Source organism: Cobetia sp. PDI-12MA (assembly GCF_059507695.1).
The window spans coordinates 1-23,742 of record NZ_CM183351.1; the positions used below are offsets into that span (position 1 = coordinate 1).

Consider the following 23,742-nt stretch of genomic DNA (forward strand, 5'->3'; position numbering starts at 1 on the left):
GTGTCGCTCGCACTTTGGCAACAATGTCTTGACGCCCTGCAAGACGAGCTGAATTCACAGCAGTTCAATACCTGGGTTCGTCCCCTGCAGGCCGAGGAAGGCGACAGCGGAGAGCTGTGCCTGCTCGCCCCCAACCGCTTCGTGCGTGATTGGGTCAATGACAAGTACCTCAAACGAATCCACGAGCTGCTGCGTGAGCTGGCACCGGGCAAGCCGCCCAAGGTCGAGCTGAGCGTCGGTAGCCGTCGGACCGTCTCGAACCCGCGTCCGGAAGGCGCGGCTGCGTCGCCGGTATCTGCCCAGGCGCCGGCGCCGGGTCAGATGCCGAGCCCGCGTGCCCCTTCCGTGCATACGCCACCGCGAGGCAATTTTGCGGAAGAGCGTGAGATGGCCGGCGATGGCGCCCAGGAACAGGCACCGCGTCGCAACACGCGCCAGGTGCAGGTAGAAGGTAGCCTCAAGCATTCCAGTGGCCTGAATCCGAACTTCACCTTCGAAACCTTTGTCGAAGGCAAGTCCAACCAGCTGGCTCGCGCGGCTTCGCGCCAGGTCTCCGAGAATCCCGGCGGCGCCTACAACCCGCTGTTCCTGTATGGCGGCGTGGGTCTGGGCAAGACCCACCTGATGCACGCGGTGGGCAATCATCTGGCCAAGCAGGGCGGCGAGAATGCCAAGGTTGTCTACCTGCACTCCGAGCGCTTCGTGGCGGACATGGTCAAGGCGCTGCAGCTCAATGCCATCAATGACTTCAAGCGTTTCTACCGTTCGGTGGATGCGCTGCTGATCGATGACATCCAGTTCTTCGCTGGCAAGGAGCGCTCCCAGGAGGAGTTCTTCCACACCTTCAATGCGTTGCTCGAGGGCGGGCAGCAGATGATTCTGACCTCGGACCGCTATCCGAAGGAGATCAATGGGGTCGAGGAGCGTCTCAAGTCACGCTTCGGCTGGGGGCTGACAGTGGCCATCGAGCCGCCGGAGCTCGAGACGCGCGTCGCGATCCTGATGAAGAAGGCCGATCAGGCCAAGGTCGATCTGCCTCACGATGCTGCCTTCTTCATCGCGCAGAAGATCCGCTCCAACGTTCGCGAGCTGGAAGGTGCCTTGAAGAAGGTCATCGCCGACTCCCACTTCATGGGGCGCGCGATCAATCAGGACTTCATCCGTGAATCCCTGAAGGATCTACTGGCACTGCAGGACAAGCAGGTGGGGGTGGACAACATCCAGCGCACCGTGGCCGAGTACTACAAGATCAAGATTTCCGATCTTCACTCCAAGCGTCGCTCGCGCTCCGTCGCCCGACCGCGTCAGGTCGCGATGGCGCTCGCCAAGGAGCTGACCAACCACAGCCTGCCGGAAATCGGCGATGCCTTCGGTGGACGAGACCACACCACCGTGCTGCATGCCTGTCGCAAGGTGGCCTCGCTGCGAGAAGAGAATGCCGATATCCGCGAGGACTACAAGAACCTGCTGCGTCTGTTGACCAGCTGATCGAATTGCAGCGGCAGGTCGGGTTGGCGACAATCACGCTATCGACCTGCTGTGCTCCGGGCTTGCCTGTCGCGGCCCCGAATTTCTTTTGCGTGCGCGCTGCCTGTCAGCGAGCATTGCCCCGTTTCCAGAGAGTGGAGTCTCCATGAAATTTTCCATTTCGCGTGAAGCCCTGCTGCGCCCGCTGTCCCTGGTGGCGGGTGTCGTCGAGCGTCGCCAGACACTGCCTGTGCTGTCCAATGTGCTGCTTGAGGTGTCCGATCAGCAGCTGTCGCTGACCGGGACTGACCTTGAGGTCGAGCTGATCGGGCGTGTCGAGCCCAGCCGTGTCGATGAGCCGGGTTCCGCGACGGTACCGGCACGCAAGCTGATGGATATCTGCAAGTCACTGCCCGAAGGCAGCGAGATCATTCTCGCGCTGGAAGAAGGGCGTGCCATTCTGCGCAGCGGCCGCTCACGCTTCACCCTGTCGACCTTGCCGGTGGCCGAGTTCCCGAACATCGATGATGGTCAGGGCGATATCACCGTCAGCCTGCCGCGCGGTACCCTCAAGCATCTGATCGACGCGACCTCCTTCGCGATGGCGCAGCAGGATGTCCGTTATTACCTCAACGGCATGCTGCTGGAACTGACCAGCAACCTGGTGCGTACCGTGGCGACCGATGGTCACCGCCTGGCCGTCTGCGAGCAGGCCGCTGACATCAGCGTGCCGGAAGCGCAGAAGCTGATCATTCCGCGCAAGGGTATCCTCGAGCTGACGCGCCTGCTCGACGGCAGCAACGAGCTGATGACATTGACGGTCAGCGGGACGCACGTGCGCGCCCAGACCGGCGACTTCACCTTTACCTCCAAGCTGGTGGACGGCAAGTTCCCGGATTACGAGCGCGTTGTCCCGCGTGGCGGTGACAAGGTCATCGTGGCCGAGCGTGCCGAGCTGCGTCAGGTACTGTCGCGCACCGCGATCCTCTCCAATGAGAAGTACCGTGGCGTGCGCCTCTATCTGGAGGCAGGCAACTTGCGCGTGCTGGCCAACAACCCCGAGCAGGAAGAAGCCGAAGAGAATATTGCCCTTGATTATCAAGGGGCTGGCCTCGAGATCGGCTTCAATGTCGGTTACCTGATCGATGTGCTGGGAGTGCTGGATGCCGATCGCGTGCAGCTGACGCTTTCCGATGCCAACAGCTCAGCGCTGCTGGAAGAGCCGGGCGGAGGTGATGCACGTTACGTAGTGATGCCGATGCGTCTGTAATATCGTAATTGTAAGAAAATCAGAAACTTGAATCGTAATTGCGGTGCAGTTGATGCACGCAATCGCAGAATGAGCCTCGACAACACCCGCCATTTTCACTCCTGAATGGCGGGTGTTGTCGTATTTGAGCCCCGAAGGCGGCCATGGCTCTTTCTCTCTATCGAATGAGGCCGTCATGGCGCTTGAACGACTCCAATTCCAGAATCTGCGTAACCTGGCGACAGTCGATATGGCGCCAGGAAAAGGAGTGAATCTGGTCAGTGGTGCCAATGGCAGTGGCAAGTCGAGCCTGCTGGAAGGTATCCATGTGCTGGGGCTGGCGCGCTCTTTTCGCACGCACAAGCTCAAGCATGCCATTGCGCATGACACGGCGGGAATGACGCTGTTTGGCCGCCTGGCAGGCGATCCGCCGCGCCCCTTGGGGGTAAGGCGCGATCAGGCCGCAGATGGGCTGGAGATGCGGCTGGATGGCGAGAAGGTCGAGCGAGTCGCCCAGCTGGCTCAGGCCTTGCCATTGCAGCTGATCAACCCTGATGCCTTCCGTTTGCTGGAAGGTTCGCCCTCTGCCCGACGTGAGTTCCTCGACTGGGGTGTGTTTCACGTGAAACACGACTTCTTCGACGTCTGGCGTCGCGTGCGTCGGGCGCTCAAACATCGGAACGCACTGCTCAGGCATGGTAAGATGGACGTTCAGGCACTTAACGTCTGGGATCGAGAGTTTGCTCACTGGAGCGAGCGTCTTGATGCCCTGCGCATGGAATATATGCAGGCGCTGGCGCCTTTGTTTCAAGCCACGCTTGCCGAGCTGATTGATTTACCCGAGCTGACTCTGCGCTATCAGCGCGGTTGGGATGCCAAACGCCCTCTGGGCGACGTGCTGGCAGCAGGGCGCGACAGTGATAGCCATATGGGCTTTACCCAGACCGGCCCACAACGCGCCGACCTGCGTATTCGCCTGGGGCGACGCCCTGCAGTCGAGGTGTTGTCTCGCGGCCAGCAGAAGCTGGTGGTCAGCGCTCTCAAGCTGGCTCAGGGTCGCTTGCTTGAAGAAATGAACGGACGTACCTGTGTCTACCTGATCGACGATCTGCCGGCGGAACTGGATGGCGAGCATCGCCGTCTGTTCTGCCAGCTGTTGGCAGGCCTCGAGTGCCAGGTCTTCGTGACCTGCGTCGAACCCGAAACATTGGATCGGGTATGGTTGCCGAACACTGATGTCAGGATGTTTCACGTGGAACACGGGCGACTGCACACGGAATGATTTCACGACGGAGAAGCCAATGAGCGAACAGGCTTACGACTCATCAAGCATCAAGGTCCTCAAGGGCCTGGATGCCGTACGCAAGCGCCCCGGCATGTATATCGGTGATACCGATGACGGCACGGGGCTGCATCATATGGTGTTCGAGCTGGTGGATAACTCCATCGACGAGGCGCTGGCCGGTCACTGTAGCGAAGTCCGGGTCGTTATTCATGCCGACGAGTCAGTTTCCGTCAGCGACAACGGTCGTGGTGTGCCGACCGAGATCCATGAAGAGGAAGGCGTCAGCGCAGCGGAAGTCATCATGACCGTGCTGCACGCAGGCGGTAAGTTCGATGACAACTCCTACAAGGTCTCCGGCGGTCTGCACGGTGTGGGTGTCTCGGTCGTCAACGCGCTATCCGAAGAGCTCAAGCTGACCATCTGGCGTCAAGGCAATGTCCACGAGCAGATCTATCGCCATGGCGAGCCGCAGTCGCCGCTGGGCATCGTGGGCCAGACCGAGAAGACTGGTACCCTGGTACGCTTCAAGCCTTCGCCGCTGACCTTTGCCAATATCGAATTCCACTACGAGGTGCTGGCCAAGCGCCTGCGCGAGCTGTCCTTCCTGAATTCCGGTGTCGCCATCCGTTTGATTGATGAGCGCAGCGGCAAGGAAGAGCTGTTCCATTACGAAGGTGGCCTCAAGGCGTTTGTTGACCATATCAACACCAACAAGGCGCCCTTGAATCCGGTGTTCCATTTCGAGATGGAGCGTGAGGATGGCATTGCCGTCGAAGTGGCGATGCAGTGGAATGAAGGCTTCGCCGAGAATATCTTCTGCTACACCAACAATATTCCTCAGCGTGATGGCGGGACTCACCTGGCCGGCTTCCGTGCGGCACTGACGCGTACGCTCAACAGCTATATCGAGGCGGAAGGTCTGCTCAAGAAATCCAAGGTCGGTACGACCGGGGATGATGCCCGTGAAGGTTTGACTGCGATCATCTCGGTCAAGGTGCCGGACCCGAAGTTCTCCTCGCAGACCAAGGACAAACTGGTCTCTTCCGAGGTCAAGACAGCGGTCGAGCAGGAGATGGGCCGGTTGTTCTCCGAGTACCTGATCGAGAAGCCCAACGAAGCCAAGGCCATCGTCAACAAGATGCTGGATGCGGCTCGCGCACGTGAAGCCGCCCGCAAGGCGCGTGACATGACGCGACGCAAGGGGGCCCTGGATATCGCAGGCCTGCCGGGCAAGCTGGCTGACTGTCAGGAGAAGGACCCGAGCCTCTCCGAACTGTATCTGGTCGAGGGTGATTCCGCCGGTGGTTCCGCCAAGCAGGGCCGTGATCGTCGTACTCAGGCGATCCTGCCGCTGAAGGGCAAGATCCTCAACGTCGAGAAGGCGCGCTTCGACAAGATGCTGTCGTCTGCCGAGGTCGGCACGCTGATCACCGCGCTGGGGTGCGGTATCGGTCGTGAAGAGTTCAACCCTGACAAGCTGCGCTATCACTCCGTTATCATCATGACGGATGCCGACGTCGATGGTTCGCACATCCGTACGCTGCTGCTGACCTTCTTCTTCCGCCAGATGCCGGAACTGATCGAGCGCGGTCATATCTTCATTGCCCAGCCGCCGCTCTACAAGATCAAGCGTGGCAAGCATGAGCAGTATCTGAAGGACGAGCAGGCGCTGCAGGACTATCTGACCGCCACAGCGCTGGACGGCGGCAAGCTGCACGTCAACGCCGATGCCCCGGGCATCGCGGGCGCTCAGCTGGAAGCACTGGTCAACCAGTATCGTGGCGTGATGAAGCGCATCGATCGTCTGGCGCGTGTCTATCCATCTGCCGTGCTGCGCAAGATCGTGCATGCTCCGCATCTGGATGAGGCCGCACTCGCGGACCAGTCTCAGGCGCAAGGCTGGATCGACGGTCTCCAGAAGGAAATGGATGACCTGATCGCCTATGAGGGTGGCCCGCACTACAGCTTCACTCTCAGCCACGACGGCGAGCGCAATCTCTATCTCCCAGCAGTGACGCTGACGGCACATGGTGTCAGCAGTGATTACCTGTGGGATGTCGATTTCTTCAAGTCCGCCGATTACCGCGAGATGAGTGAGCTGGGCAGCATGCTGGAAGGCCTGCTGGAAGCTGGCAGCTACGTCTCGCGCGGTGAGCGCAAGAAGGAAGTCGTTACCTTCTACGAAGCCCTCGACTGGCTGATGAAGGAAGCGGCACGTGGCTTCAGTATCCAGCGCTACAAGGGGCTGGGCGAGATGAACCCGGATCAGCTGTGGGAAACCACCATGGATCCGGAGTCCCGTCGCATGCTGCGTGTGACCGTCGAGGATGCGATCGGTGCCGATCAGATGTTCAACACCCTGATGGGTGACGAAGTCGAACCGCGCCGTGACTTCATCGAGCGCTTCGCGCTGGTGGCCAACCTCGACGTATGATGGCGTTGAGCTAGCGCTTGGCGGATGTCTTGCCAAGTCAAGCCAGAAAAACGGCCCCTGATCTTCGATCAGGCGCCGTTTTTGCATGTGCGTGTTGCTGCAATCATTAACAAGGATGACAGTGCGGGACAGGGCTTGGCTCAGTCTCAGCCGGCGCGTTGCTCGTTCAGCCAGGCGATGATTCGCTCTGCCGTGATAAAGGCTGTCGCAAGCCCCAGGTGATTGATCGTCTCGAGGATTTCCACCTGCGCCACGGGATGGTGGGGTTGCAGACATTGGGCAAGACGTTCGGCATGAAATGCCTCGTCATGCTCGCCGATCAGCGCCATCACTGGCACCTGATGATGGGCGAGCGCCTTGAGGTCACCTTGATAGTCGCGAGGATTGAGGCCCGTCATCAGGCGCCACGAGTAGGCGTCGGTGGTATGTGCATCGCGGTACTCTGGTGGGATACTGAAGCCAAGCACCTCAATATGATCCAGGCGATGGATGCCGAGCCGGTTCAGGAGTGCGCAGGCCAGCATCCGCGCGATGCGTGGCTGTGCCCAGCGTGAATCACGTCGCATGTTGGGTGCGAGGTGATGCAGGTACGGCGCCAGCAGTATCACGCCGTGCAACGGAATATCGGCACGCTGGTGCTGACAGACAGCGGCCGAGAAGCGCAGTGCCAGGCCGCCTCCGGCAGAGTGACCAGCGACGATGACCCTGGCATCGGCTGGTAACTCGAGCGACAGGATCAGGTCCTCGAGATCTTCCTCGAGCTGGAGCAGGTGGTCGATGTCGCCACGTCGTTGTGGAGCTGGGCCGTGGCCGCGCAAGTCCGGCGTATGCACATGATGGCCGGCCTTAGCCAGGCGCGTTGCCAGCGATGCGAGATAACGGCTGTCAGCACTGGAGCCATGCAGCAGGATGAGGTGTGAGCGGCTCCCTGACATGCCTGCTGCGGGATAATGGCGACAGCCCAGGCTACTGTCATCGCGGCAGCGGTAGGGGACGAGTTCATTCGGCGCTGACCACGCTTCCTTGTCTGCCAGGAAGGTCGTGAAATCAAAGGCATGGCTGCTGGAATCTGGCATTGGCTACACTCGCTCGGAGGCCACGTCATGAAAAAAGCCCGCTATCTGAACCGGTCAGATAGCGGGCTTTTTCGTTCAAGTGCTCGGCGCACTCGACAGGCTGATCAAGCCCGGTACCTCAAGGCTCGATGTTTCAAGGCTTGCTGCCTCAAGACTCAGTGCGCCTGATTGAGGAAGCCTTCATCCAGCTTCAGCTCGTCATTGCGGTTGACGCCGATATCGCGGGACAGGATGTTGCTGGCGATCTGCTTGGCTTCTTCCAGAGAGTGCATCTGTGCGGTGCCGCACTGATAGATGTTGAGCTCCGGAATCTCTTCCTGACGCGCCACGTTGAGCACGTCCTGCATGGCAGCAGACCAGGCTGCGGCAACGCGAGCTTCTTCCGGTTCACCGATCAGGCTCATGTAGAAGCCGGTACGGCAACCCATCGGTGAGATATCGATGATCTCGACATCATCACCGTTGAGATGCTCGCGCATGAAGCCGGCAAACAGGTGCTCGAGGGTGTGAATGCCTTTCTCGGAGAGAATCTCTTCATTCGGCACGCAGAAGCGCAGGTCGAAGACGGTGATGTTGTCGCCTTTCGGGGTGCCCATCTTCTTGGCCACGCGCACGGCAGGCGCCTTCATGATGGTGTGATCGACAGTGAAGCTATCCAGCAGTGGCATGTGAAGCCTCCAGCATGAGGAAGTGAGACAGGCAGGCAGTTGCCCGCCCGGATTCATGTCTGAAGGGTAGCATATCGCCGCTGTTGATTAGAGAGGCAAGCGCGCCGTGCGCAGGGTTCTCGCCGGGCAGGCGCGCCTCACAGATAGCTTTCGGCAGCGGCTTCACAGCTCACGCAGCGGCGCTGGGACTTTCCCGGCTCACCATCCGATATGGGGTGGTTGAGCTCACCATCGAGCAGGCGGTTGGTGAAGTCGGCCAGGTTGGCCACTACCAGCACGTCCTTGAGGCCCTCGCCATCTGCCAGCGTCTTCTGGCCCTTGCCGGTCATCACCAGCGCGGCGTGACAGCCGGCCTTCTGGCCCGCGATGAGGTCACGCAGGCTGTCGCCCAGCATCCAGGCTCCTTCAAAGTCGGGAATCTGCAGGGCATCCTGGATCTGGTGGAGCAGGCCGGGTTCGGGCTTGCGGCAATCGCAGCCGTCGTCCGGGCCATGCGGGCAGTACGCAATGTGAGCGATATCGCCACCGGCTTCCTTCACCAGCTGCATCATCTTGGTGTGCATCTGGTCGAGTTCGCGGTGGCCGAAATGGCCACGGGCGATGCCGGACTGATTGGTCGCCACGGCCACGGTATAGCCAGCGCGAGTCAGACGGGCGATGGCCTGGATGGAAGTGGGGTATTCGATCCACTCCTCGGCGTTCTTGACGAAGGCATCGGAGTCTTCATTGATGACACCATCACGGTCGAGCACGATCAGTTTTTGCATGGTCAACTCTTCACTTCAGGGCAGTCAGGGGCGTCAGCCGGGCTGCTTGTCAGGGGTCGCCGCTTTGCCTGGGAAATTGTGAGCCGAGTCACAAGATGACGCTCGCACGTGGGGATGGGCAAATGGCGCCGAGTGCTCGAAGTGCGTGGTGCGACAGGCTGCCGCGCTTTTCGAACACTGTTTCTATACTGGAATACTAGTGCGACTTAGGTAGGGGATCAAGGCAGAAATTGTGACATCGCTGCCGTGTTGCGTGAAATCCTGTCACGCAACACGGCATTTCAGGACCCCGGATACAAAAGAACCCCGCCGTGGCGGGGTTCTTTTGCAGAGGCTGCGGTTCAACGATGTCAGGGACACCGTGGATCGGCAGATCTCATTGGGTCAGCAGACTGATGTCGGCCACACCCATGAACAGGCCTTGCAGACTCGCCAGCATCGCCAGACGATTGGCACGCACGGCGGCATCGTCGGAATTGACCATCACCTGATCGAAGAAGGCATCGACCGGTTCGCGCAGGCTGGCCAGTGCATCGAGGGCCTCCTGGTAGCGCGCCGCTTCGAACAGTGGTGCCACTTCCGCGCCACGTGCCGTCAGGGCGTCTGCCAGTGCCTGCTCGGCCGGCTCGCTCAACAGGCTTGCGTCCACTTCGGTGCGACCATCGTGCTCGGCCTTGGCGAGGATGTTGGAGACTCGCTTGTTGGCTGCCGCCAGAGCAGCGGCTTCCGGGCGTTCGCCGAAGGCGTGCACGGCACGCAGACGCCGCGCGAAGTCCAGCGGGTTGCTGATCTTCAGGGTACGCACGGCCAGGTACAGCTCGGCACCCATGCCTTCGTCGCTGGCCCAGGCGCGGAAGCGATCGAGCATGTACTCGAGCACGTCCTCGACCAGTCCTTCGGCCTTGGGCAGATCACGATGCTGCTCGGCGCTGACGGTCAGCAGCTCGCGCAGGTCGAGGTCCAGCTCACCCTTGATCAGGATGTTGAGCACCCCGATGGTGGCGCGACGCAGCGCGAACGGGTCCTTGGCGCCGGTCGGACGCTGACCGATACCGAAGATGCCGGTCAGGGTGTCGAGACGGTCGGCCAGGGCAATCGCCATGCCGGCCTTGGTCGTGGGGATCGCATCGCCGGCGAAGCGCGGCAGATACTGTTCTTCCAGCGCGAGAGCGACGGTGGCATCTTCGCCATCGTGACGGGCGTAGTAGTGGCCCATGATGCCCTGCAGTTCCGGGAACTCCAGCACCATCTCGGTGACCAGGTCGGTCTTGGCCAGCTGTGCAGCACGTGCGGCGTGGTCGACATCGGCGCCGATGCGTTCCGCGATGTGACGTGCCACGGCTTCGCTGCGACGGGCCTTCTCGGCCATGCTGCCCAGCTTCTGCTGGAAGACGACGCTCTCGAGCTTCTCGCGACGCGATTCCAGCGTGCTGCGCAGGTCGGTCTCGTAGAAGAAGGCGGCGTCGCCCAGACGCGGACGAATCACCTTCTCGTTACCGGAGATGACCTGTTGCGGGTCCTTGCTCTCGATATTGGAGATGGTGATGAAGGCCGGCTTGAGCTTGCCGTCATTGTCCAGCAGGTGGAAGTACTTCTGATTGGCCTTCATGGAGGAGATCAGACACTCCGCCGGCACTTCCAGGAAGCGCTCGTCGAAGGTACCCGTCAGTGCCACCGGCCATTCCACGAGGCCGTTGACCTCGTTGAGCAGGGCTTCCTCGATGACGGCGTTGGCACCATAGACTTCCGCCTCGGCTTGGACCTGTTCGCGGATACGCTCACGACGCACCTCACGGTTGGCCAGCACGCGGGCACCTTCCAGCGCGTCGAGGTAGTCCTCGGCGTGCGCCAGCGTGATGGCCTGCGGCGCATGGAAGCGGTGACCGAAAGTGGTACGACCGGAGTCGAGGCCGAGCACGCTGGCCTCGATCACTTCGCTGCCGTAGAGCGCGACCAGCCAATGCACCGGACGCGAGAACTCGATGCGTGAGGCACCCCAGCGCATGTTCTTCGGCACCGGCAGGCGAGCCACTACCTGCTCCAGCATGGCCGGCAGCAGGGCGGAGAGGTGCTCGCCCGGCTGGGTGTAACGATAGCCGAGCCAGGTGCCCTTGTCGGTTTCCAGCTCGATCAGGTCACTGACTTCGACACCGCAGGAGCGGGCGAAGCCCTGCACCGCGCGAGTCGGTTCGCCATCCTTGAAGGCGGCGGCCTTGGCCGGTCCGCGCTTCTCGATCTCGCGGTCCGGCTGGCGCTCGGCCAGGGATTCGATCATCACCGCCAGACGACGCGGTGTGGCGTAGGCACGTACCTGACCGAAGGCGACTTCGGCGTCGCGCAGGCCCTCGGCAAGGCCGTTGGCGAGGCTGTCAGCGAGTGCGTCGATGGCGCCCGGCGGCAGTTCTTCGCAGCCCAGTTCGATCAACAGGGTATTCACGGAGGCCATGCTTACGCGTCTCCCTCGGTAGTGGTGTCATCGGCGGCGAGCAGCTCATCACGCAGCGCCTGCGGGGCCAGCGGGAAGCCGGCGGCCTTGCGCGAATCGTAATAGGCGTGGGCCACATCACGGGCGAGAGTGCGCACGCGCAGGATGTAGCGCTGACGCTCGGTGACGGAGATGGCGTGGCGCGCATCCAGCAGGTTGAAGGTATGCGATGCCTTCAGGACCTGCTCGTAGGCCGGCAGCGGCAGGTTGGCGGTCAGCAGCTTCTGGCACTCGCTCTCGCAGTGATCGAAGGCAGCGAACAGCTCCGGCACGGCAGCGTGCTCGAAGTTGTAGGCCGACTGCTCCTTCTCGTTCTGCAGGAAGACGTCGCCATAGGTCACGACGGAGCCGTCCGGCGCGGTGGTCCAGATCAGGTCGTAGACGCTGTCCACGTCCTGCAGGTACATCGCGATGCGCTCGAGGCCGTAGGTCAGCTCGCCGGTGACCGGGAAGCATTCGATGCCACCTGCCTGCTGGAAGTAGGTGAACTGGGTCACTTCCATGCCGTTGAGCCACATTTCCCAGCCGAGGCCCCAGGCGCCCAGCGTCGGAGATTCCCAGTTGTCCTCGACGAAACGGATGTCGTGGACCAGCGGGTCGATGCCCAGACGCTCCAGCGAGCCCAGATAGAGCTCCTGCAGGTTGGCCGGTGACGGCTTCATCACCACCTGGAACTGATAATAGTGCTGCAGGCGATTGGGGTTTTCGCCGTAGCGGCCGTCGGTGGGACGGCGGGAAGGCTGCACGTAGGCAGCGTTCCAGGTTTCAGGACCGATGGAACGCAGGAAGGTCGCCGGGTGGAAAGTCCCCGCGCCAACCTCCATATCCAATGGTTGCAGGATGATGCAACCCTGTTCGGCCCAGTATTGCTGCAGGGCCAGAATCAGGCCCTGGAAGGTTTTCACGTCTGGCTGTGTCATTGGTGAAGCCCGTTGGCCCATGAATTCGAGAACTGCCGAGTATACAATCCCCGCTTATCGGGTTATAGGCCGCAGACGAAACCGAGTGCGTGCCATTTCCAAATTCTGATGTGTCGCGTTCCTGAACGCGCGCGTTGCCTACAAGCCTCTAGAGGCTCTGGGAGCTCAAATGATCGTCGTTACCGGAGGCGCCGGTTTCATCGGTGCCAATATCGTCAAGGCACTCAATGACCGCGGCCGTACCGATATCCTGGTGGTGGATGACCTGAGTGACGGCACCAAGTTCGTCAATCTGGCGGACCTGACCATCGCCGATTACCTCGACAAGGACGACTTCCTGATTCGTGTCCAGTCGAGCCTGATGGGCGAGTATGCCGAGTTGCCGAAGATCGAGGCGATCTTCCATGAAGGTGCCTGCTCGGATACCACCGAGTGGGACGGCCAGTTCATGCTCGAGAACAACTTCGAGTACTCCAAGGTGCTGCTCAACTTCTGCGAAGCGAACCGGATTCCCTTCCTCTACGCGAGCTCCGCGGCGACCTACGGCGACAGCCAGGTCTTCAAGGAAACGCCAGAGTTCGAAGGTCCGCTCAACGTCTACGGCTACTCCAAGCTGCTGTTCGATCAGCACGTGCGCCAGCGCTGGGACAGCCTGACCACCCAGGTCGTCGGCTTCCGCTATTTCAATGTCTACGGCCCGCGTGAGCAGCACAAGGGCAAGATGGCCAGCGTTGCCTATCACCATCACACCCAGGTGAAGGCGGGCGAGAACCCCAAGCTGTTCGGTGCCTACGATGGCTTTGAAGCCGGCATGCAGAGCCGTGACTTCGTCTATGTCGGTGATGTGGTCGACGTGAACCTGTGGTTCCTCGATCACCCGGAAGCCTCCGGCATCTTCAATCTGGGTACCGGCCGCGCCGAGCCGTTCAAGGCGATCGCCGAGACCGTCATCGAGTACTACGAGAAGGGCGAGATCGAGTACATCGACTTCCCGGAAAACCTCAAGGGCCGCTACCAGAGCTTCACGCGTGCCGACATCGGCAAGCTGCGCAAGGCCGGCTGCAACGTCGAATTCAAGACCGTTGCCCAGGGCACCCGCGCCTATCTCGAATGGCTGAATCGCTGAGTTCGAGCACGTATGGACTGAGCACGGGTGGACTGAGTGCGAGCGCCTGCCTCGCAAGGGTGACGAGGCAGGGCAAGCGCACCCGCAAGGAGGATTGGCCGTGAAGAGGAGCAAGGCATGAGTGAGCGCATTCTGGTGGTCGGGCCCAGCTGGGTCGGCGACATGGTGATGGCGCAGAGCCTGTTCATGACGCTGAAGCAGCGCTCGCCCGGCTGCCGGATCAGTGTGCTGGCGCCCGCCTGGTCGCAGCCGATCATCGAGCGCATGCCCGAGGTCGAGGAGGTACTGGCGCTGCCGGCGGGGCATGGTGACTTTGCTCTCAAGGCGCGCTGGCAGCTCGGGCGTTCGCTGCGAGGGCGCTTCGACCGCGCCATCGTGTTGCCGCGCTCGTGGAAGTCAGCGCTGGTACCGTTCTTCGCGCGCATTCCAGTGCGCGTCGGCTTCACTGGTGAGCAGCGCTACGGCCTGCTCACCGAGTGCCGCAAGCTCGACAAGTCGGTGCTCGATCAGACCGTCAAGCGCTTCACGTCGCTGGGCCTGCCCGTTGAGGAGGCCAATCCGCCAGTGGGCATTCCGGAGCCCGCTCTGGTCACCGACAGCGCCAATCAGTTGCGCTTGCGCGGCGAGTTGGGGCTGATGGCGCCGCCAGCGCCCATCATCGGCATGATGCCGGGGGCGGAGTATGGCCCGGCCAAGCAGTGGCCACTGGCGCACTTTCGCGCGCTTGCCGAGTCATTGACTCGCCAGGGGGCCGAGGTGCGCATCTTCGGTGGCCCCAAGGATGTCGCGGCGGGGGAGGAGATCGCCCAGGGGCTTGCGGGCGTTCATAACCTGTGTGGCAAGACGCGGCTGGCGGATGCGGTGGACCTGATCGCCGAGTGTCGGGAAGTGGTCAGCAATGATTCCGGCCTGATGCATGTCGCGGCCGCGGTAGGGGCCCGTATTCAGGGCATCTACGGCTCCTCGTCGCCGCATTACACACCACCGCTGACGGCCAATCGCGAGATCCACTGGCTGGCGCTGGAGTGTTCCCCCTGTTTCAAGCGCGTCTGTCCGCTGGGGCATACCAATTGTCTGAACCATATTGCTCCCGAGCGTCTGTTGACGGCGATCTCGCTGGATGAGGATGCGCGGTGAACCTGCCGAGAAACCGCACGACGGATGATCTGATCCACCCGCGCATGCGCGGGGCAATGCAGCGTGCTCAGCGGATAGAGGCGCTGCGTGCCTGGTGCGAGCACCACCTGATTCTGCCGTTCAGTCGTTGCTGGTTGATGCGTTGGAAACGCCAGCGTGCACGCCATCAGTCCCTTGAGCGCCGTGGCCTGCCGCGTCATGCGCTGGAAGACGTGATGGGGCATGAGGCGTTGACGGTCTGGGTCAATCCGCGTGAGCTGGTGCGTGACGTCAACTTCGGGCGTGACAAGCGCAACCGGCCTTCCTCCAACGCCTTCATCTGGAATGGCGACTGGGACCTGCGGCGCGGTGCCTTCCGCTTCGGTTCACGCTCGCGTCTTATGCGGGACTTGATCGAGCATGGCGATGACCTGACGGTGACGGAGCGCTATCAGCACTTGAAGGCCTTGCTGGATGCAGGCAAGCCGTGGTCGTCACCGCGTGATGGGCTATTGATGGACAGCGAAGAGAAGATTCTCGGCTATCTGCGTTGTTATCGCGGTTATCTGCAGGACATGGCCGCCAATGGCTTCCGCCAGGGCATCACCAAGGACGAGATGGGCGTCGCGGTGACGCGCGATGGCCGTCTGCTCAAGATCAATCGTGGCCTGCATCGCCTGGCGATGGCGCAACAGGTTGGTGTACCCAGCGTGCCTGTCGTCATCAAGGCGGTGCACCGCGAGTTCTGGGACAGGGTGACCGCCGGTGCCGAAGGCGATGAGGCTCTGCAGCGTCTGCAGGCTGTGCTGCAAGAGTGTCGTCCCGAAAGCGAGCCCGGCCCGCTGGACCCCAGAACCTATCCCGTGCTGGGTGTGGACGAAGGCTGGCCGGATCTCCGCGGTCTGGAGGACGGTGACTCGCGCGCTTGAGCTGCTGACCTGCTGTCTGGAAAAGCGAAAAAAGCCCTGTTTCATTGTGATGTTTCACATGAAACAGGGCTTTTTTCGTTCTCTAGCCGGGTGATGGGTGCCTGCATGATAGGTGCTTGTGGGCCAGGTGTCTGGGATGAAAAGCGGTCTAGCGTGCCAGCCGTTGATAAAGCCCCAGATAGGCCTCGCCCATGGCGCTGGGAGTGAAGCGTGCCAGATGCGCCCGTGCCCCCTCGACCAGTCGCTCCCGACGTGGTGCATCAGCGACGAGTGCCTCGATGGCGGCAGCCAATGCCTGTGCATCGCCGGTGGGCACCAGCACGCCGGTGCTGTCGTCATGCACGATATCGGGGATGCCATCCACATCGCTTGCGATGATCGGTACACCGTGATCCATCACGTCGAGCAGAATCGAGCCGAGGCCCTCATTGCGTGATGGAAAGGCGAACAGATCGAAGGCTTCCAGATAGTCGCCGACATTGGTGTGGAAGCCTTCCCAGACCAGATTGTCGAGATCGGCACTTTCCGCCTTGAAGGCCGCTTCGTCCTCGCCGGCACCCAGGCAGACGAAGAGCAGCTGCGGGTGGCTGTCGCGCAGCCTGCGGGCCGCCTCGATCAGCACTCGCTGGCCCTTGTGGCGGTCCACCAGTGCGCCGACATGCCCGATGACGATGCGCCCCCCCGCGGACGTATTACCGAAGCGCTGGCGTAGCTCGGCCACGGCTTGCTTGTCGCTGGGCAGGTGGGCGAGAGTGCTGGGGATCAACGCCGTCTCACCCCATTGGCGCTCCCGCAGGTGAGATTCGATCACCGACGAAATCGCCACCCGGCAGGCGGCCGCACGATAGGTCAGGCGATTGAACGGCTTGTCCTTCACCGGCTGGGGCACCCGGCGTGTCAGCAGGTAAGGCGTGCCGGTGAGGCGCTGATGCAGCCATGCCCAGTGCACGGCCTTGGCTTCATGAGCATGCACGATATCGGCGCGGGGCTGGCCGAGATGGCCCTTGAAGCGTCCGCTGACCTCGATCACGTCCACCGTGACGGCCAGCTCAAGCGCCGCCAGTTCGCTGATCAAGGGCGAGCCCTGCAGGCACACCAGTGACTGGCGGATCGGCGCGCCGGCTTCCCCGTCTTTCCCCGGGCTTGCGCGTCGCGCCAGGTCCGCGATCAGGTTGAGCGTCTGGCGCTCACCGCCGCGAAAGCCGCGTGCCAGATTGACATGGCGTACGTGAAGCGGGCGCGTCACACCTCGCGCGGCAGTCGGCTCACAGCTAGAGGTCATGGTCACCATACCTTGTTGAAATCTTCGGCCTCACGCACCTTGGCGTCGCGCTGGAATTCCAGCAGCTTGGCGTATTTCAGGTAGGCATTGACGCTGGCCGACAGCGCCACCGAGAAGCCATCGACGCCATCGCGGAAGCCGGCCTGGAAGACGAACTTGCGCATGAAGGCATTGCTGGCATGTAGGAAGGGAGTCAAGGCGTTGGCGCGTTTTCCCTTCTGATACATGATCTTGGCGGCGCGGTTCGAGAAACGGCCACTGGCCTTGACGAACAGTTCACCGAGATTGGCGAAGCTGTAATGCTCGAGATCGGCGTCCAGCTCGCAGGGATGGTTGGCCTGCACCGAGCTGTGCTGACGCGAATCGCGGAAGGCGAGTTTCTCGCGGTCATACAGGCGCAGGCAGTAATCGGGATACCAGCCGGCATGCCGTACCCAGCGCGAGCCGATGAAGTTGCGACGGCGCAGCGCGAAGCCATCGTGAGGCGTGCTGTCGAGTGCCAGTGCCCGGATGGCGCTGACGGCGCCGTCGGTCAGGCGCTCATCGGCGTCCAGTGACAGCACCCAGCGGTGGCTGGCATGGCTCGGCCCGACATTCTTCTGCGGCCCGTCGCCCAGGTAGGGTTGATCGATCACCACGGCGCCCATGTCGCGCGCCAGCTCGCAGGTGGCATCGGTGGAGCCGGAGTCCACCACGATCAACTCATCGCAGACCTGGGCCAGCGAGCGCAGGCAGTCCTCGATGTTGTGGGCTTCATTGAGGGTGATGACGCAGCCGGTGATGGGCACCGCAGTGCGCAGCTTGCCATCGGGTGAAGGGGCGGCCGAGGCCTCGTCGCTCGTGTTCATGACGGTCTCTGTCTTGAGAGCGCCTGCAGCACGACGGGGTGTGGCAGGCGCCGATGGGACGCAGTGGCAGGCTCGCCTGGGCGAAGCGTCTGCCGACGATTCATGTCGCTATCGTACACCGCATGGCCGACGATGCCTTGCCGGGCGGTGTTCTGAAGTGCCGATCGGAAGCGCCATGCGTGAAGGGGCAGTCCTGGTCGGCTCAGGCTTGATAGGCGCTGCGGATGCGTGCCAGGCACGCCGCATGATGTGTCGGGGTGAAGCGGGCCAGCGAGCGGCCCAGGCGGGAGAGGTTGCTTTCGCGCCAGCGTGCATCCCAGGGAGTCTTGGCATGCAGCTGGCAGCGATCTAGATCGATCACGTAGACGCGTCCGCGTTCATCGATCAGTAGGTTGCGTGCGTTGAGATCGACATGCTCAAGCCCCGCGTCATGCACGGCACGGATGGCGTGGCCAGCCGTATCGAGCAGGCGGAGCAAGGTGTCGGGCAGCTCGGCCCCGGCAGGCAGGCGCTGTGCTTCGAGGGCGATCAGGTCATCGGCGAAGGCGCGTGCGCCGGGAATCAGCACCGTGATCAGGGCGGCCTCGTAGGTCAGGCCATGCCGCCACACGCAGGCGCCGACGGGCTCTGGCACCGGCAGCCCCTGGCGATACAGACGCTCCGTCAGGCGCAGTTCGGCGAAGGCGCGGGTACGCTCAAGGCCGGTATAGAGGTAGCGCTGACTGGCGAGCTTCGCGATCAGGCCGCCGCGACGATAGGGGCGCAGTGCCCAGCGGCGAGCCGGTGTCGCGGTGGTATTGGCGGGTTGCAGCTCGGCTGGCAAACGACAGACATCAAGGAACAGACTCGCCCCGCGCCCCGGCGCTTCGCCGGTCACGGCGTCGTGTTCACGCCAGAACGATGGCATGAACCAGTCCGGCGTCATTTGTGGCGCTGTTTCGCCATCATATAGAATGTGGGCATTCTCATTTCGGAAAACTGCCATCCGCATGAAGCATCCTCTCCCTGCCCAGCCCGCACATATCTGCGTGCTCCGGCTCTCCGCTCTCGGCGATGTCTGCAATCTTGTGCCAACGGTACGCGCCTTGCAGCGTCAGTGGCCTGAGGCCCGCATTACCTGGATCGTCGGCAAGGGGGAGCACAGTCTACTGTCCGGCCTGACCGGGGTCGAGTTCGTGGTCTACGACAAGTCCACCGGTCTTGCGGGCATGCGTGCCATCTGGCGACAGCTCAAGGACACGCACTTCGATGTGCTGCTGCACATGCAGCAGGCGCTGCGCGCCAGTGCGCTGTCGCTGGGCCTCAAGGCCAAGGTGCGCATCGGTTACGATCGTGCGCGCGCCAAGGACTGGCAGTACCTCTTTACCACCCATCAGCTGGCCCCGCGAGAGCGCGCCCACGTGCTGGAGTCGTTCATGGACTTCGCGCGTACGCTGGGTGTCGAGGACTGCCGCCTCGACTGGCGGCTCGATGTGCCGTCCGAGGCCTACACCGAAGCCGCACGCGTCACCGGCGAGGCGCCGTATCTGATCATCAGCCCGTGTGCCAATCCGCGACTGCGCAACTTCCGCAACTGGTCGCCGGAAGGCTATGCGGCGGTCGTCGATCATGCCTGGCAGCAATATGGCATCCGCAGCGTGATGACCGGTGGCGGCAGCCCGCAGGAGCGTGAAATGGGCGCACGCATCAAGGCGCTGGTCAGCGAAGGCGCGGTCATCGATGCCATCGGTGGCACCTCGCTCAAGGGCCTGCTGGCGATGATCGATCGCGCAGTGGCGGTGATCGCGCCGGATTCCGGCCCGGTGCACATGGGCAATGCGCTCAACACTCCGGTGATCGGCCTGTACGCCACCACCAATCCCGAGCGTGCGGCGCCGTACTGCTGGCAGCATCTGGTGGTCAATCGCTATCCGGACGCCGTGAAGACCTATCTTCACAAGCAGATGGACGAGATCAACTGGGGCCAGCGCGTGCGCCATCAGGACGCCATGAGCCTGATCCGCGCCGAGGATGTCATCGCGCGTCTCGCTGAGCTGCTGGCGGACACCGATGGCGTCATTCGCGGCCAGAGCTGCGAACGTCTGCCGGTCGCGGCTGTCTCCTCTACGGATACCTCTTCTTCCCAATCCCCCTCTGCACGCGGAGACGCCTGATGAAGCTTGATCTGACTGCGCTTGAACAGGCTCGCCTGCTGGTCGTGGGTGATGTGATGCTCGACCGCTACTGGCACGGTGGCACCTCACGCATCTCGCCGGAAGCGCCGGTACCGGTGGTACGAGTCGGCGAGAGCGAAGACCGCCCCGGCGGTGCTGCCAACGTCGCGCTCAACATCGCCTCGCTCGGCGCACACGCCACCCTGGCCGGTGTCGTCGGTCAGGATGACAACGCCGCCATCCTTACCCGCGCATTGGAAAACGCCAATGTCATCACGCGCTTTCAGGCCAGTCACAGCGTGCCGACCATCACCAAGCTGCGCGTGATGAGCCGCAACCAGCAGCTGCTGCGCCTCGATTTCGAGGAGCCGCTGCACGAGGTGGATACCAGCGCGCTGGTGAGCCAGGTCGAGGACGAACTGGGCGCCAGTGGCGTGATGATTCTCTCCGACTACGGCAAGGGCTCGCTGAATCAGGTCGAGGCGCTGATCGCCGCCGCGCGTGCGGCGGGCAAGCGTGTGCTGGTCGACCCCAAGGGCAGTGATTTCTCGCGCTATCGCGGCGCCAGCATCATCACCCCCAACCTGACCGAGTTCGAGACCATCGTCGGGCCGTGCCGCAGCGATGAGGAACTGGCCGAGAAGGGCGAGGCGCTGCGTGCCGAGCTCGAGCTGGAAGCCCTGCTGGTGACCCGCAGCGAAAAGGGCATGACCCTGATCCGCGAGGGCTATCAGCCGCTGCACCTGCCGACGCATGCGCGTGAGGTCTACGACGTCACCGGTGCCGGCGATACCGTGATCGGTGTGCTGGGTCTGGCGCTGGCGGCCGGTCACGCCTTCCCGGAAGCCGTGATGCTGGCCAACCTGGCCGCGGGTCTGGTGGTTGCCAAGCCGGGTACCGCGACCCTGTCGGTGGCGGAGCTCTACACCGCACTGCACGGCGACAAGCTGGCGGAATTCGGCGTGATCCAGGAAGCGGCGCTCATCCCGGCAGTCAAGGCCGCCCAGGCACGCGGCGAGCGCGTGGTGATGACCAATGGCTGCTTCGATATCCTGCATGCTGGTCACGTGGCCTACCTGCAGGAAGCGGCGCGCCATGGCGATCGCCTGATCGTGGCCGTCAACGACGACGGCTCGGTAGCACGCCTCAAGGGGCCGACACGCCCGATCAACCCGGTGCTGCGGCGCATGCAGGTGCTGGCGGGCCTCGGCGCGGTCGCTTGGGTGGTGCCCTTCAGCGAAGACACCCCGGCACGTCTGATCGAAGCCGTGCTGCCGGATGTGCTGGTCAAGGGCGGCGACTATCGCCCCGAAGAGATCGCCGGGGGAGAGGCGGTGATCGCCAATGGCGGTGAAGTCCGTGTGCTCGGGTTCGAGGATGGCGTCTCCACCACCGCGATGATCGCCACCATTCTCGATCGCGAGGACTAGGCGTGAGCCTTGCCCGTGGCCTTTACAGCACCGCGCTGACCTTGCTGTCGCCCCTCATCTGGCAGCGGGTCTGGCGCGAGCACGATGCCCAGCACCCGCGCCTGGAGCGGCTGGGTATCATCCCCTCCACGCCGAACACTACGCCCGACAGTGAGCGCCCCATCTGGCTGCACGCCGCCTCGCTGGGCGAGGTGGTGATGGTGGCGAGTCTTGTCGAGGCGCTGCGTCAGCGCTACCCACGGCGCCCGCTGGTGCTGACGACCATGACGGCCACCGGTGCTGCGCAGGCCGCACGTCTGCTGCACACCCCGCAGGGCTCGTCGGAGCATGCCCCAGCCCGACACCATTACCTGCCGCTGGATTTCCCGTTGAGCGCGCGGCGCTTCGTGCGCCGGCTGCGTCCGGCGCTAGCGATCATGGTGGAAACCGAGCTGTGGCCCAACCTGATGGCCGCCTGCGCGCGGGATGGCATTGCGCTGTGCGTCATCAATGGCCGCCTGTCACCGCGCGCCTTCCAGCGCTATCGCAGGATCAGCGCCCTGATGCGCGACAGCCTCGCCCACGTCAGTGGTCTGTCGGCCAAGTCGCAGCAGGATCTGGAGCGTTTCATGGCGCTCGGCCTGCCGCCAGCGCGCGGCACGGCCGTCGGCTCGCTCAAGTTCGAACTGGACATTGCTGAACAGGTCGTTGCCGACGGACAGGCGCTGCGCCAGTCATTCGCGCAGCGGCCGGTATGGATCGCAGCCTCGACGCATGACGGCGAGGACGGCCAGATGCTCGCGGCGCATGCCGTGGTACGTGACCAGCATCCTCAAGCCTTGCTGCTGTTGGTGCCACGCCATCCCCAGCGCTTCGAGGCAGTGGCCGCTCAGGCGGCGCAGTGGTGTCAGGCGCGCGGCGAGAGCAGCCTGCGGCGCAGTGACATGTCAGAGAGCGGCACCGACGTGGCTGATGCCGTATCGGTACTGGTCGGTGACAGTCTCGGGGAATTGCTGACGCTGTATGCGGCCAGTGATATCGCCTTCATCGGCGGCAGTCTGGTACCCATCGGCGGGCACAACCTGCTCGAGCCCGCTGCGTTGGGGCTGCCACTGCTGAGTGGCCCATCGCTGGACAACTTCAGCGAGATTGCCGAGGCGATGGCCGCGGAAGGCGCGCTCCAGGTCGTCGCGGATGACGCGGCATTGGCCGAAGCGGTGAATGCGCTGTTCTCGGATCAGGCCGCGCAGCAGATGGCAGGCCTGGCGGCCAGTCAGGTCGTGGCGCGCAATCGTGGCGCGCTGAGCGGCACCTTGGCGATGCTCGAGCACCACCTGCCGCTGTGACGTCCCCGCGCACGCTAAGTGTGCATTGACTGTCTGGTCAGACAGAAAACGCCGCACAATCGTGCGGCGGTTATTCTATGAATCCAGGTGTTTGGCATTGGTCTGGCGCTGCGAGTGGCCTGGCTCCTTCCTGCAAGGCAATCAGCTGCTCAGCAGTCGACAAGCTCGGCCGTCACGCCCATTTCTGCCTCCAGCGCTCCCAGACAATCACGTGCGGCGGGGCTGGCATTGCTGATCACCACATCAAAGTCACTCAGTGGGGCGATGAAGGCGGGGCGCACCATCTCGAACTTGCGCGCATCGACGATCAAGAAGCGCTGCATCGCGCTTTCCAGCGCGGCCTGCTTGGCCGCGACCTCATGGAAATGGAAGCAGCTGACGCCTCGCTCGGCATGTACTCCGCCCGCCGAGAGAAAGGCCTTGTTGATGCCGAGACGGCGGATGGCCTCCGGCATGTCGGTGGCGGTGAATGACTGCGTGGCCGGGTGAAAAAGGCCCCCCAGCATCACCAGCCGCACCCCGGGCAGATGGCCGACCGCATTGGCCACATTCAGGGCGCAGGTCACCAGGGTCAGCGTCTGCTGGCGGTCGATGGCGGCCGCCAGATGGACCAGCGTGGTGCCGCAATCCACGTACAGGGTGTCGCCATCCTCGATATGATTGGCCAGTTGCTGGCACAGCGCTTGCTTGATCGGGGCGCTGGCGTCGATCTCGCGATCCAGGCGATAGACGCTGCCGGCGGATGAATCGACCAGCAACAGGCGGCCTCCCAGAATTTCCAGCAGTCCGTTGCTGTGCGCCACGTCGCGACGAATGGTCATCTCCGAGACGGCGCATAGCTGTGCGGCGTCGCTCAGTTGCAGAGGGCTGCCTTCGCGCAGAATGGCCTGCAGGCGGTCGAGTCGGGCGGCGCTGTGATTGTTCATGCGGCTTTTGTCCTTTGGTGCCGGTTCCGATGAGGGAGCGTTGGCGAAAAACTGGGCTGAAGCGCCACGTCCCACGTCAGAAGCAGATGATAAACCACTGACACACAGGGAGAACCTCAAAAATGCCCCTGTCATTGCCAGTCTGGCACTGGAAGACAAGTGGGCGTGAGGTAAAACGGACGTATTGACTATTTGGTCAGGCTGTGACTTTTTGAACATGGTGAGAATGCAGGATAACACTGCACGACGTTGAGAA

The 23,742-nt window shown here is 62.8% G+C and carries 19 protein-coding genes; 10 read left to right on the forward strand and 9 right to left on the reverse strand.

Going from position 1 to position 23,742, the window contains the following annotated elements; translation table 11 throughout:
• The 4 genes from dnaA (at position 1) to gyrB (ending at position 6,435) form a co-directional block, all read left to right on the forward strand.
• Positions 1-1,488, forward strand: a complete 1,488-nt coding sequence (dnaA, locus tag AC5WNI_RS00005) for a chromosomal replication initiator protein DnaA (RefSeq protein ID WP_175088924.1) — start codon at positions 1-3, stop codon at positions 1,486-1,488.
• Positions 1,489-1,633: 145 nt separating this feature from the next.
• Positions 1,634-2,737, forward strand: a complete 1,104-nt coding sequence (gene dnaN, locus AC5WNI_RS00010) for a DNA polymerase III subunit beta (RefSeq protein ID WP_175088925.1) — start codon at positions 1,634-1,636, stop codon at positions 2,735-2,737.
• 175 nt (positions 2,738-2,912) lie between these two features.
• The gene (gene recF, locus AC5WNI_RS00015) at positions 2,913-3,998 is read left to right on the forward strand and encodes a DNA replication/repair protein RecF (protein ID WP_153636738.1); all 1,086 of its coding nucleotides are present in this window, start codon (positions 2,913-2,915) and stop codon (positions 3,996-3,998) included.
• A 19-nt stretch (positions 3,999-4,017) separates the two neighbouring features.
• Positions 4,018-6,435: a DNA topoisomerase (ATP-hydrolyzing) subunit B gene (gene gyrB, locus AC5WNI_RS00020; protein ID WP_175088926.1), complete on the forward strand. Its 2,418-nt coding sequence runs from the start codon at positions 4,018-4,020 to the stop codon at positions 6,433-6,435.
• A gap of 146 nt (positions 6,436-6,581) precedes the next feature.
• Here the strand turns inward: gyrB and AC5WNI_RS00025 are convergent, their stop codons facing one another.
• The 5 genes from AC5WNI_RS00025 to glyQ form a co-directional block, all read right to left on the reverse strand.
• A complete protein-coding gene (locus tag AC5WNI_RS00025; protein WP_175088927.1) occupies positions 6,582-7,511 on the reverse strand; it encodes an alpha/beta hydrolase in 930 nt (309 codons plus the stop codon).
• 155 nt (positions 7,512-7,666) lie between these two features.
• The gene (luxS, locus tag AC5WNI_RS00030) at positions 7,667-8,179 is read right to left on the reverse strand and encodes an S-ribosylhomocysteine lyase (RefSeq protein WP_175088928.1); all 513 of its coding nucleotides are present in this window, start codon (positions 8,177-8,179) and stop codon (positions 7,667-7,669) included.
• 137 nt (positions 8,180-8,316) lie between these two features.
• Positions 8,317-8,946, reverse strand: a complete 630-nt coding sequence (gmhB, locus tag AC5WNI_RS00035; RefSeq protein WP_175088929.1) for a D-glycero-beta-D-manno-heptose 1,7-bisphosphate 7-phosphatase — start codon at positions 8,944-8,946, stop codon at positions 8,317-8,319.
• 376 nt (positions 8,947-9,322) lie between these two features.
• The gene (gene glyS, locus AC5WNI_RS00040; protein WP_175088930.1) at positions 9,323-11,392 is read right to left on the reverse strand and encodes a glycine--tRNA ligase subunit beta; all 2,070 of its coding nucleotides are present in this window, start codon (positions 11,390-11,392) and stop codon (positions 9,323-9,325) included.
• 2 nt (positions 11,393-11,394) lie between these two features.
• On the reverse strand, positions 11,395-12,351 hold the full coding sequence (gene glyQ, locus AC5WNI_RS00045; protein ID WP_107335756.1) for a glycine--tRNA ligase subunit alpha: 957 nt from the start codon (positions 12,349-12,351) through the stop codon (positions 11,395-11,397).
• Positions 12,352-12,520: 169 nt separating this feature from the next.
• On the opposite strand from glyQ, the gene rfaD reads away from it, so the two are divergent.
• From rfaD to AC5WNI_RS00060, 3 genes are all read left to right on the forward strand, one after another.
• Positions 12,521-13,477 carry an ADP-glyceromanno-heptose 6-epimerase gene (rfaD, locus tag AC5WNI_RS00050; protein WP_175088931.1) on the forward strand — a complete coding sequence of 319 codons (957 nt, stop codon included), beginning with the start codon at positions 12,521-12,523 and terminating at the stop codon, positions 13,475-13,477.
• 117 nt (positions 13,478-13,594) lie between these two features.
• Entirely contained in the window at positions 13,595-14,614 is a 1,020-nt protein-coding gene (gene waaF / locus AC5WNI_RS00055; protein WP_175088932.1) for a lipopolysaccharide heptosyltransferase II, read from the forward strand.
• On the forward strand, positions 14,611-15,522 hold the full coding sequence (locus tag AC5WNI_RS00060) for a hypothetical protein (protein WP_175088933.1): 912 nt from the start codon (positions 14,611-14,613) through the stop codon (positions 15,520-15,522). Before waaF ends, AC5WNI_RS00060 begins: the two co-directional genes overlap by 4 nt.
• Positions 15,523-15,670: 148 nt before the next feature.
• Here AC5WNI_RS00060 and AC5WNI_RS00065 read toward each other — a convergent pair whose 3' ends face one another.
• From AC5WNI_RS00065 to AC5WNI_RS00075, 3 genes are all read right to left on the reverse strand, one after another.
• A complete protein-coding gene (locus tag AC5WNI_RS00065; protein ID WP_175088934.1) occupies positions 15,671-16,804 on the reverse strand; it encodes a glycosyltransferase family 4 protein in 1,134 nt (377 codons plus the stop codon).
• A 2-nt stretch (positions 16,805-16,806) separates the two neighbouring features.
• Complete coding sequence (locus AC5WNI_RS00070; RefSeq protein ID WP_175088935.1) at positions 16,807-17,652, reverse strand: glycosyltransferase family 2 protein; 846 nt, start codon at positions 17,650-17,652, stop codon at positions 16,807-16,809.
• A 202-nt stretch (positions 17,653-17,854) separates the two neighbouring features.
• The gene (locus AC5WNI_RS00075) at positions 17,855-18,643 is read right to left on the reverse strand and encodes a 3-deoxy-D-manno-octulosonic acid kinase (RefSeq protein WP_175088936.1); all 789 of its coding nucleotides are present in this window, start codon (positions 18,641-18,643) and stop codon (positions 17,855-17,857) included.
• Between AC5WNI_RS00075 and AC5WNI_RS00080 the strand changes: the two genes are divergently transcribed.
• Genes AC5WNI_RS00080 through waaA form a run of 3 tightly spaced genes read left to right on the forward strand, consistent with a single transcriptional unit; the run spans position 18,642 to position 22,560 of the window.
• On the forward strand, positions 18,642-19,805 hold the full coding sequence (locus tag AC5WNI_RS00080) for a glycosyltransferase family 9 protein (protein ID WP_175088937.1): 1,164 nt from the start codon (positions 18,642-18,644) through the stop codon (positions 19,803-19,805). The genes AC5WNI_RS00075 and AC5WNI_RS00080 overlap by 2 nt on opposite strands.
• Positions 19,805-21,235 (forward strand): bifunctional D-glycero-beta-D-manno-heptose-7-phosphate kinase/D-glycero-beta-D-manno-heptose 1-phosphate adenylyltransferase HldE, encoded by a 1,431-nt coding sequence (gene hldE, locus AC5WNI_RS00085; protein WP_175088938.1) that lies wholly within the window; start codon positions 19,805-19,807, stop codon positions 21,233-21,235. Before AC5WNI_RS00080 ends, hldE begins: the two co-directional genes overlap by 1 nt.
• 2 nt (positions 21,236-21,237) lie before the next feature.
• A complete protein-coding gene (waaA, locus tag AC5WNI_RS00090; RefSeq protein WP_175088939.1) occupies positions 21,238-22,560 on the forward strand; it encodes a lipid IV(A) 3-deoxy-D-manno-octulosonic acid transferase in 1,323 nt (440 codons plus the stop codon).
• Between the two features lie 149 nt (positions 22,561-22,709).
• Here waaA and AC5WNI_RS00095 read toward each other — a convergent pair whose 3' ends face one another.
• Positions 22,710-23,486: a DeoR/GlpR family DNA-binding transcription regulator gene (locus AC5WNI_RS00095; protein ID WP_175088940.1), complete on the reverse strand. Its 777-nt coding sequence runs from the start codon at positions 23,484-23,486 to the stop codon at positions 22,710-22,712.
• Positions 23,487-23,742: the final 256 nt, after the last annotated feature.

Coding starts and splice junctions, on each gene's coding strand:
- dnaN (WP_175088925.1), top strand. CDS start 1,634: ATGAAATTTTCCATTTCGCGTGAAGCCCTGCTGCGCCCGCTGTCCCTG.
- recF (WP_153636738.1), top strand. CDS start 2,913: ATGGCGCTTGAACGACTCCAATTCCAGAATCTGCGTAACCTGGCGACA.
- gyrB (WP_175088926.1), top strand. CDS start 4,018: ATGAGCGAACAGGCTTACGACTCATCAAGCATCAAGGTCCTCAAGGGC.
- AC5WNI_RS00025 (WP_175088927.1), bottom strand. CDS start 7,511: ATGCCAGATTCCAGCAGCCATGCCTTTGATTTCACGACCTTCCTGGCA.
- luxS (WP_175088928.1), bottom strand. CDS start 8,179: ATGCCACTGCTGGATAGCTTCACTGTCGATCACACCATCATGAAGGCG.
- gmhB (WP_175088929.1), bottom strand. CDS start 8,946: ATGCAAAAACTGATCGTGCTCGACCGTGATGGTGTCATCAATGAAGAC.
- glyS (WP_175088930.1), bottom strand. CDS start 11,392: ATGGCCTCCGTGAATACCCTGTTGATCGAACTGGGCTGCGAAGAACTG.
- glyQ (WP_107335756.1), bottom strand. CDS start 12,351: ATGACACAGCCAGACGTGAAAACCTTCCAGGGCCTGATTCTGGCCCTG.
- rfaD (WP_175088931.1), top strand. CDS start 12,521: ATGATCGTCGTTACCGGAGGCGCCGGTTTCATCGGTGCCAATATCGTC.
- waaF (WP_175088932.1), top strand. CDS start 13,595: ATGAGTGAGCGCATTCTGGTGGTCGGGCCCAGCTGGGTCGGCGACATG.
- AC5WNI_RS00065 (WP_175088934.1), bottom strand. CDS start 16,804: ATGACCTCTAGCTGTGAGCCGACTGCCGCGCGAGGTGTGACGCGCCCG.
- AC5WNI_RS00070 (WP_175088935.1), bottom strand. CDS start 17,652: ATGAACACGAGCGACGAGGCCTCGGCCGCCCCTTCACCCGATGGCAAG.
- AC5WNI_RS00080 (WP_175088937.1), top strand. CDS start 18,642: ATGAAGCATCCTCTCCCTGCCCAGCCCGCACATATCTGCGTGCTCCGG.
- AC5WNI_RS00075 (WP_175088936.1), bottom strand. CDS start 18,643: ATGCGGATGGCAGTTTTCCGAAATGAGAATGCCCACATTCTATATGAT.
- hldE (WP_175088938.1), top strand. CDS start 19,805: ATGAAGCTTGATCTGACTGCGCTTGAACAGGCTCGCCTGCTGGTCGTG.
- AC5WNI_RS00095 (WP_175088940.1), bottom strand. CDS start 23,486: ATGAACAATCACAGCGCCGCCCGACTCGACCGCCTGCAGGCCATTCTG.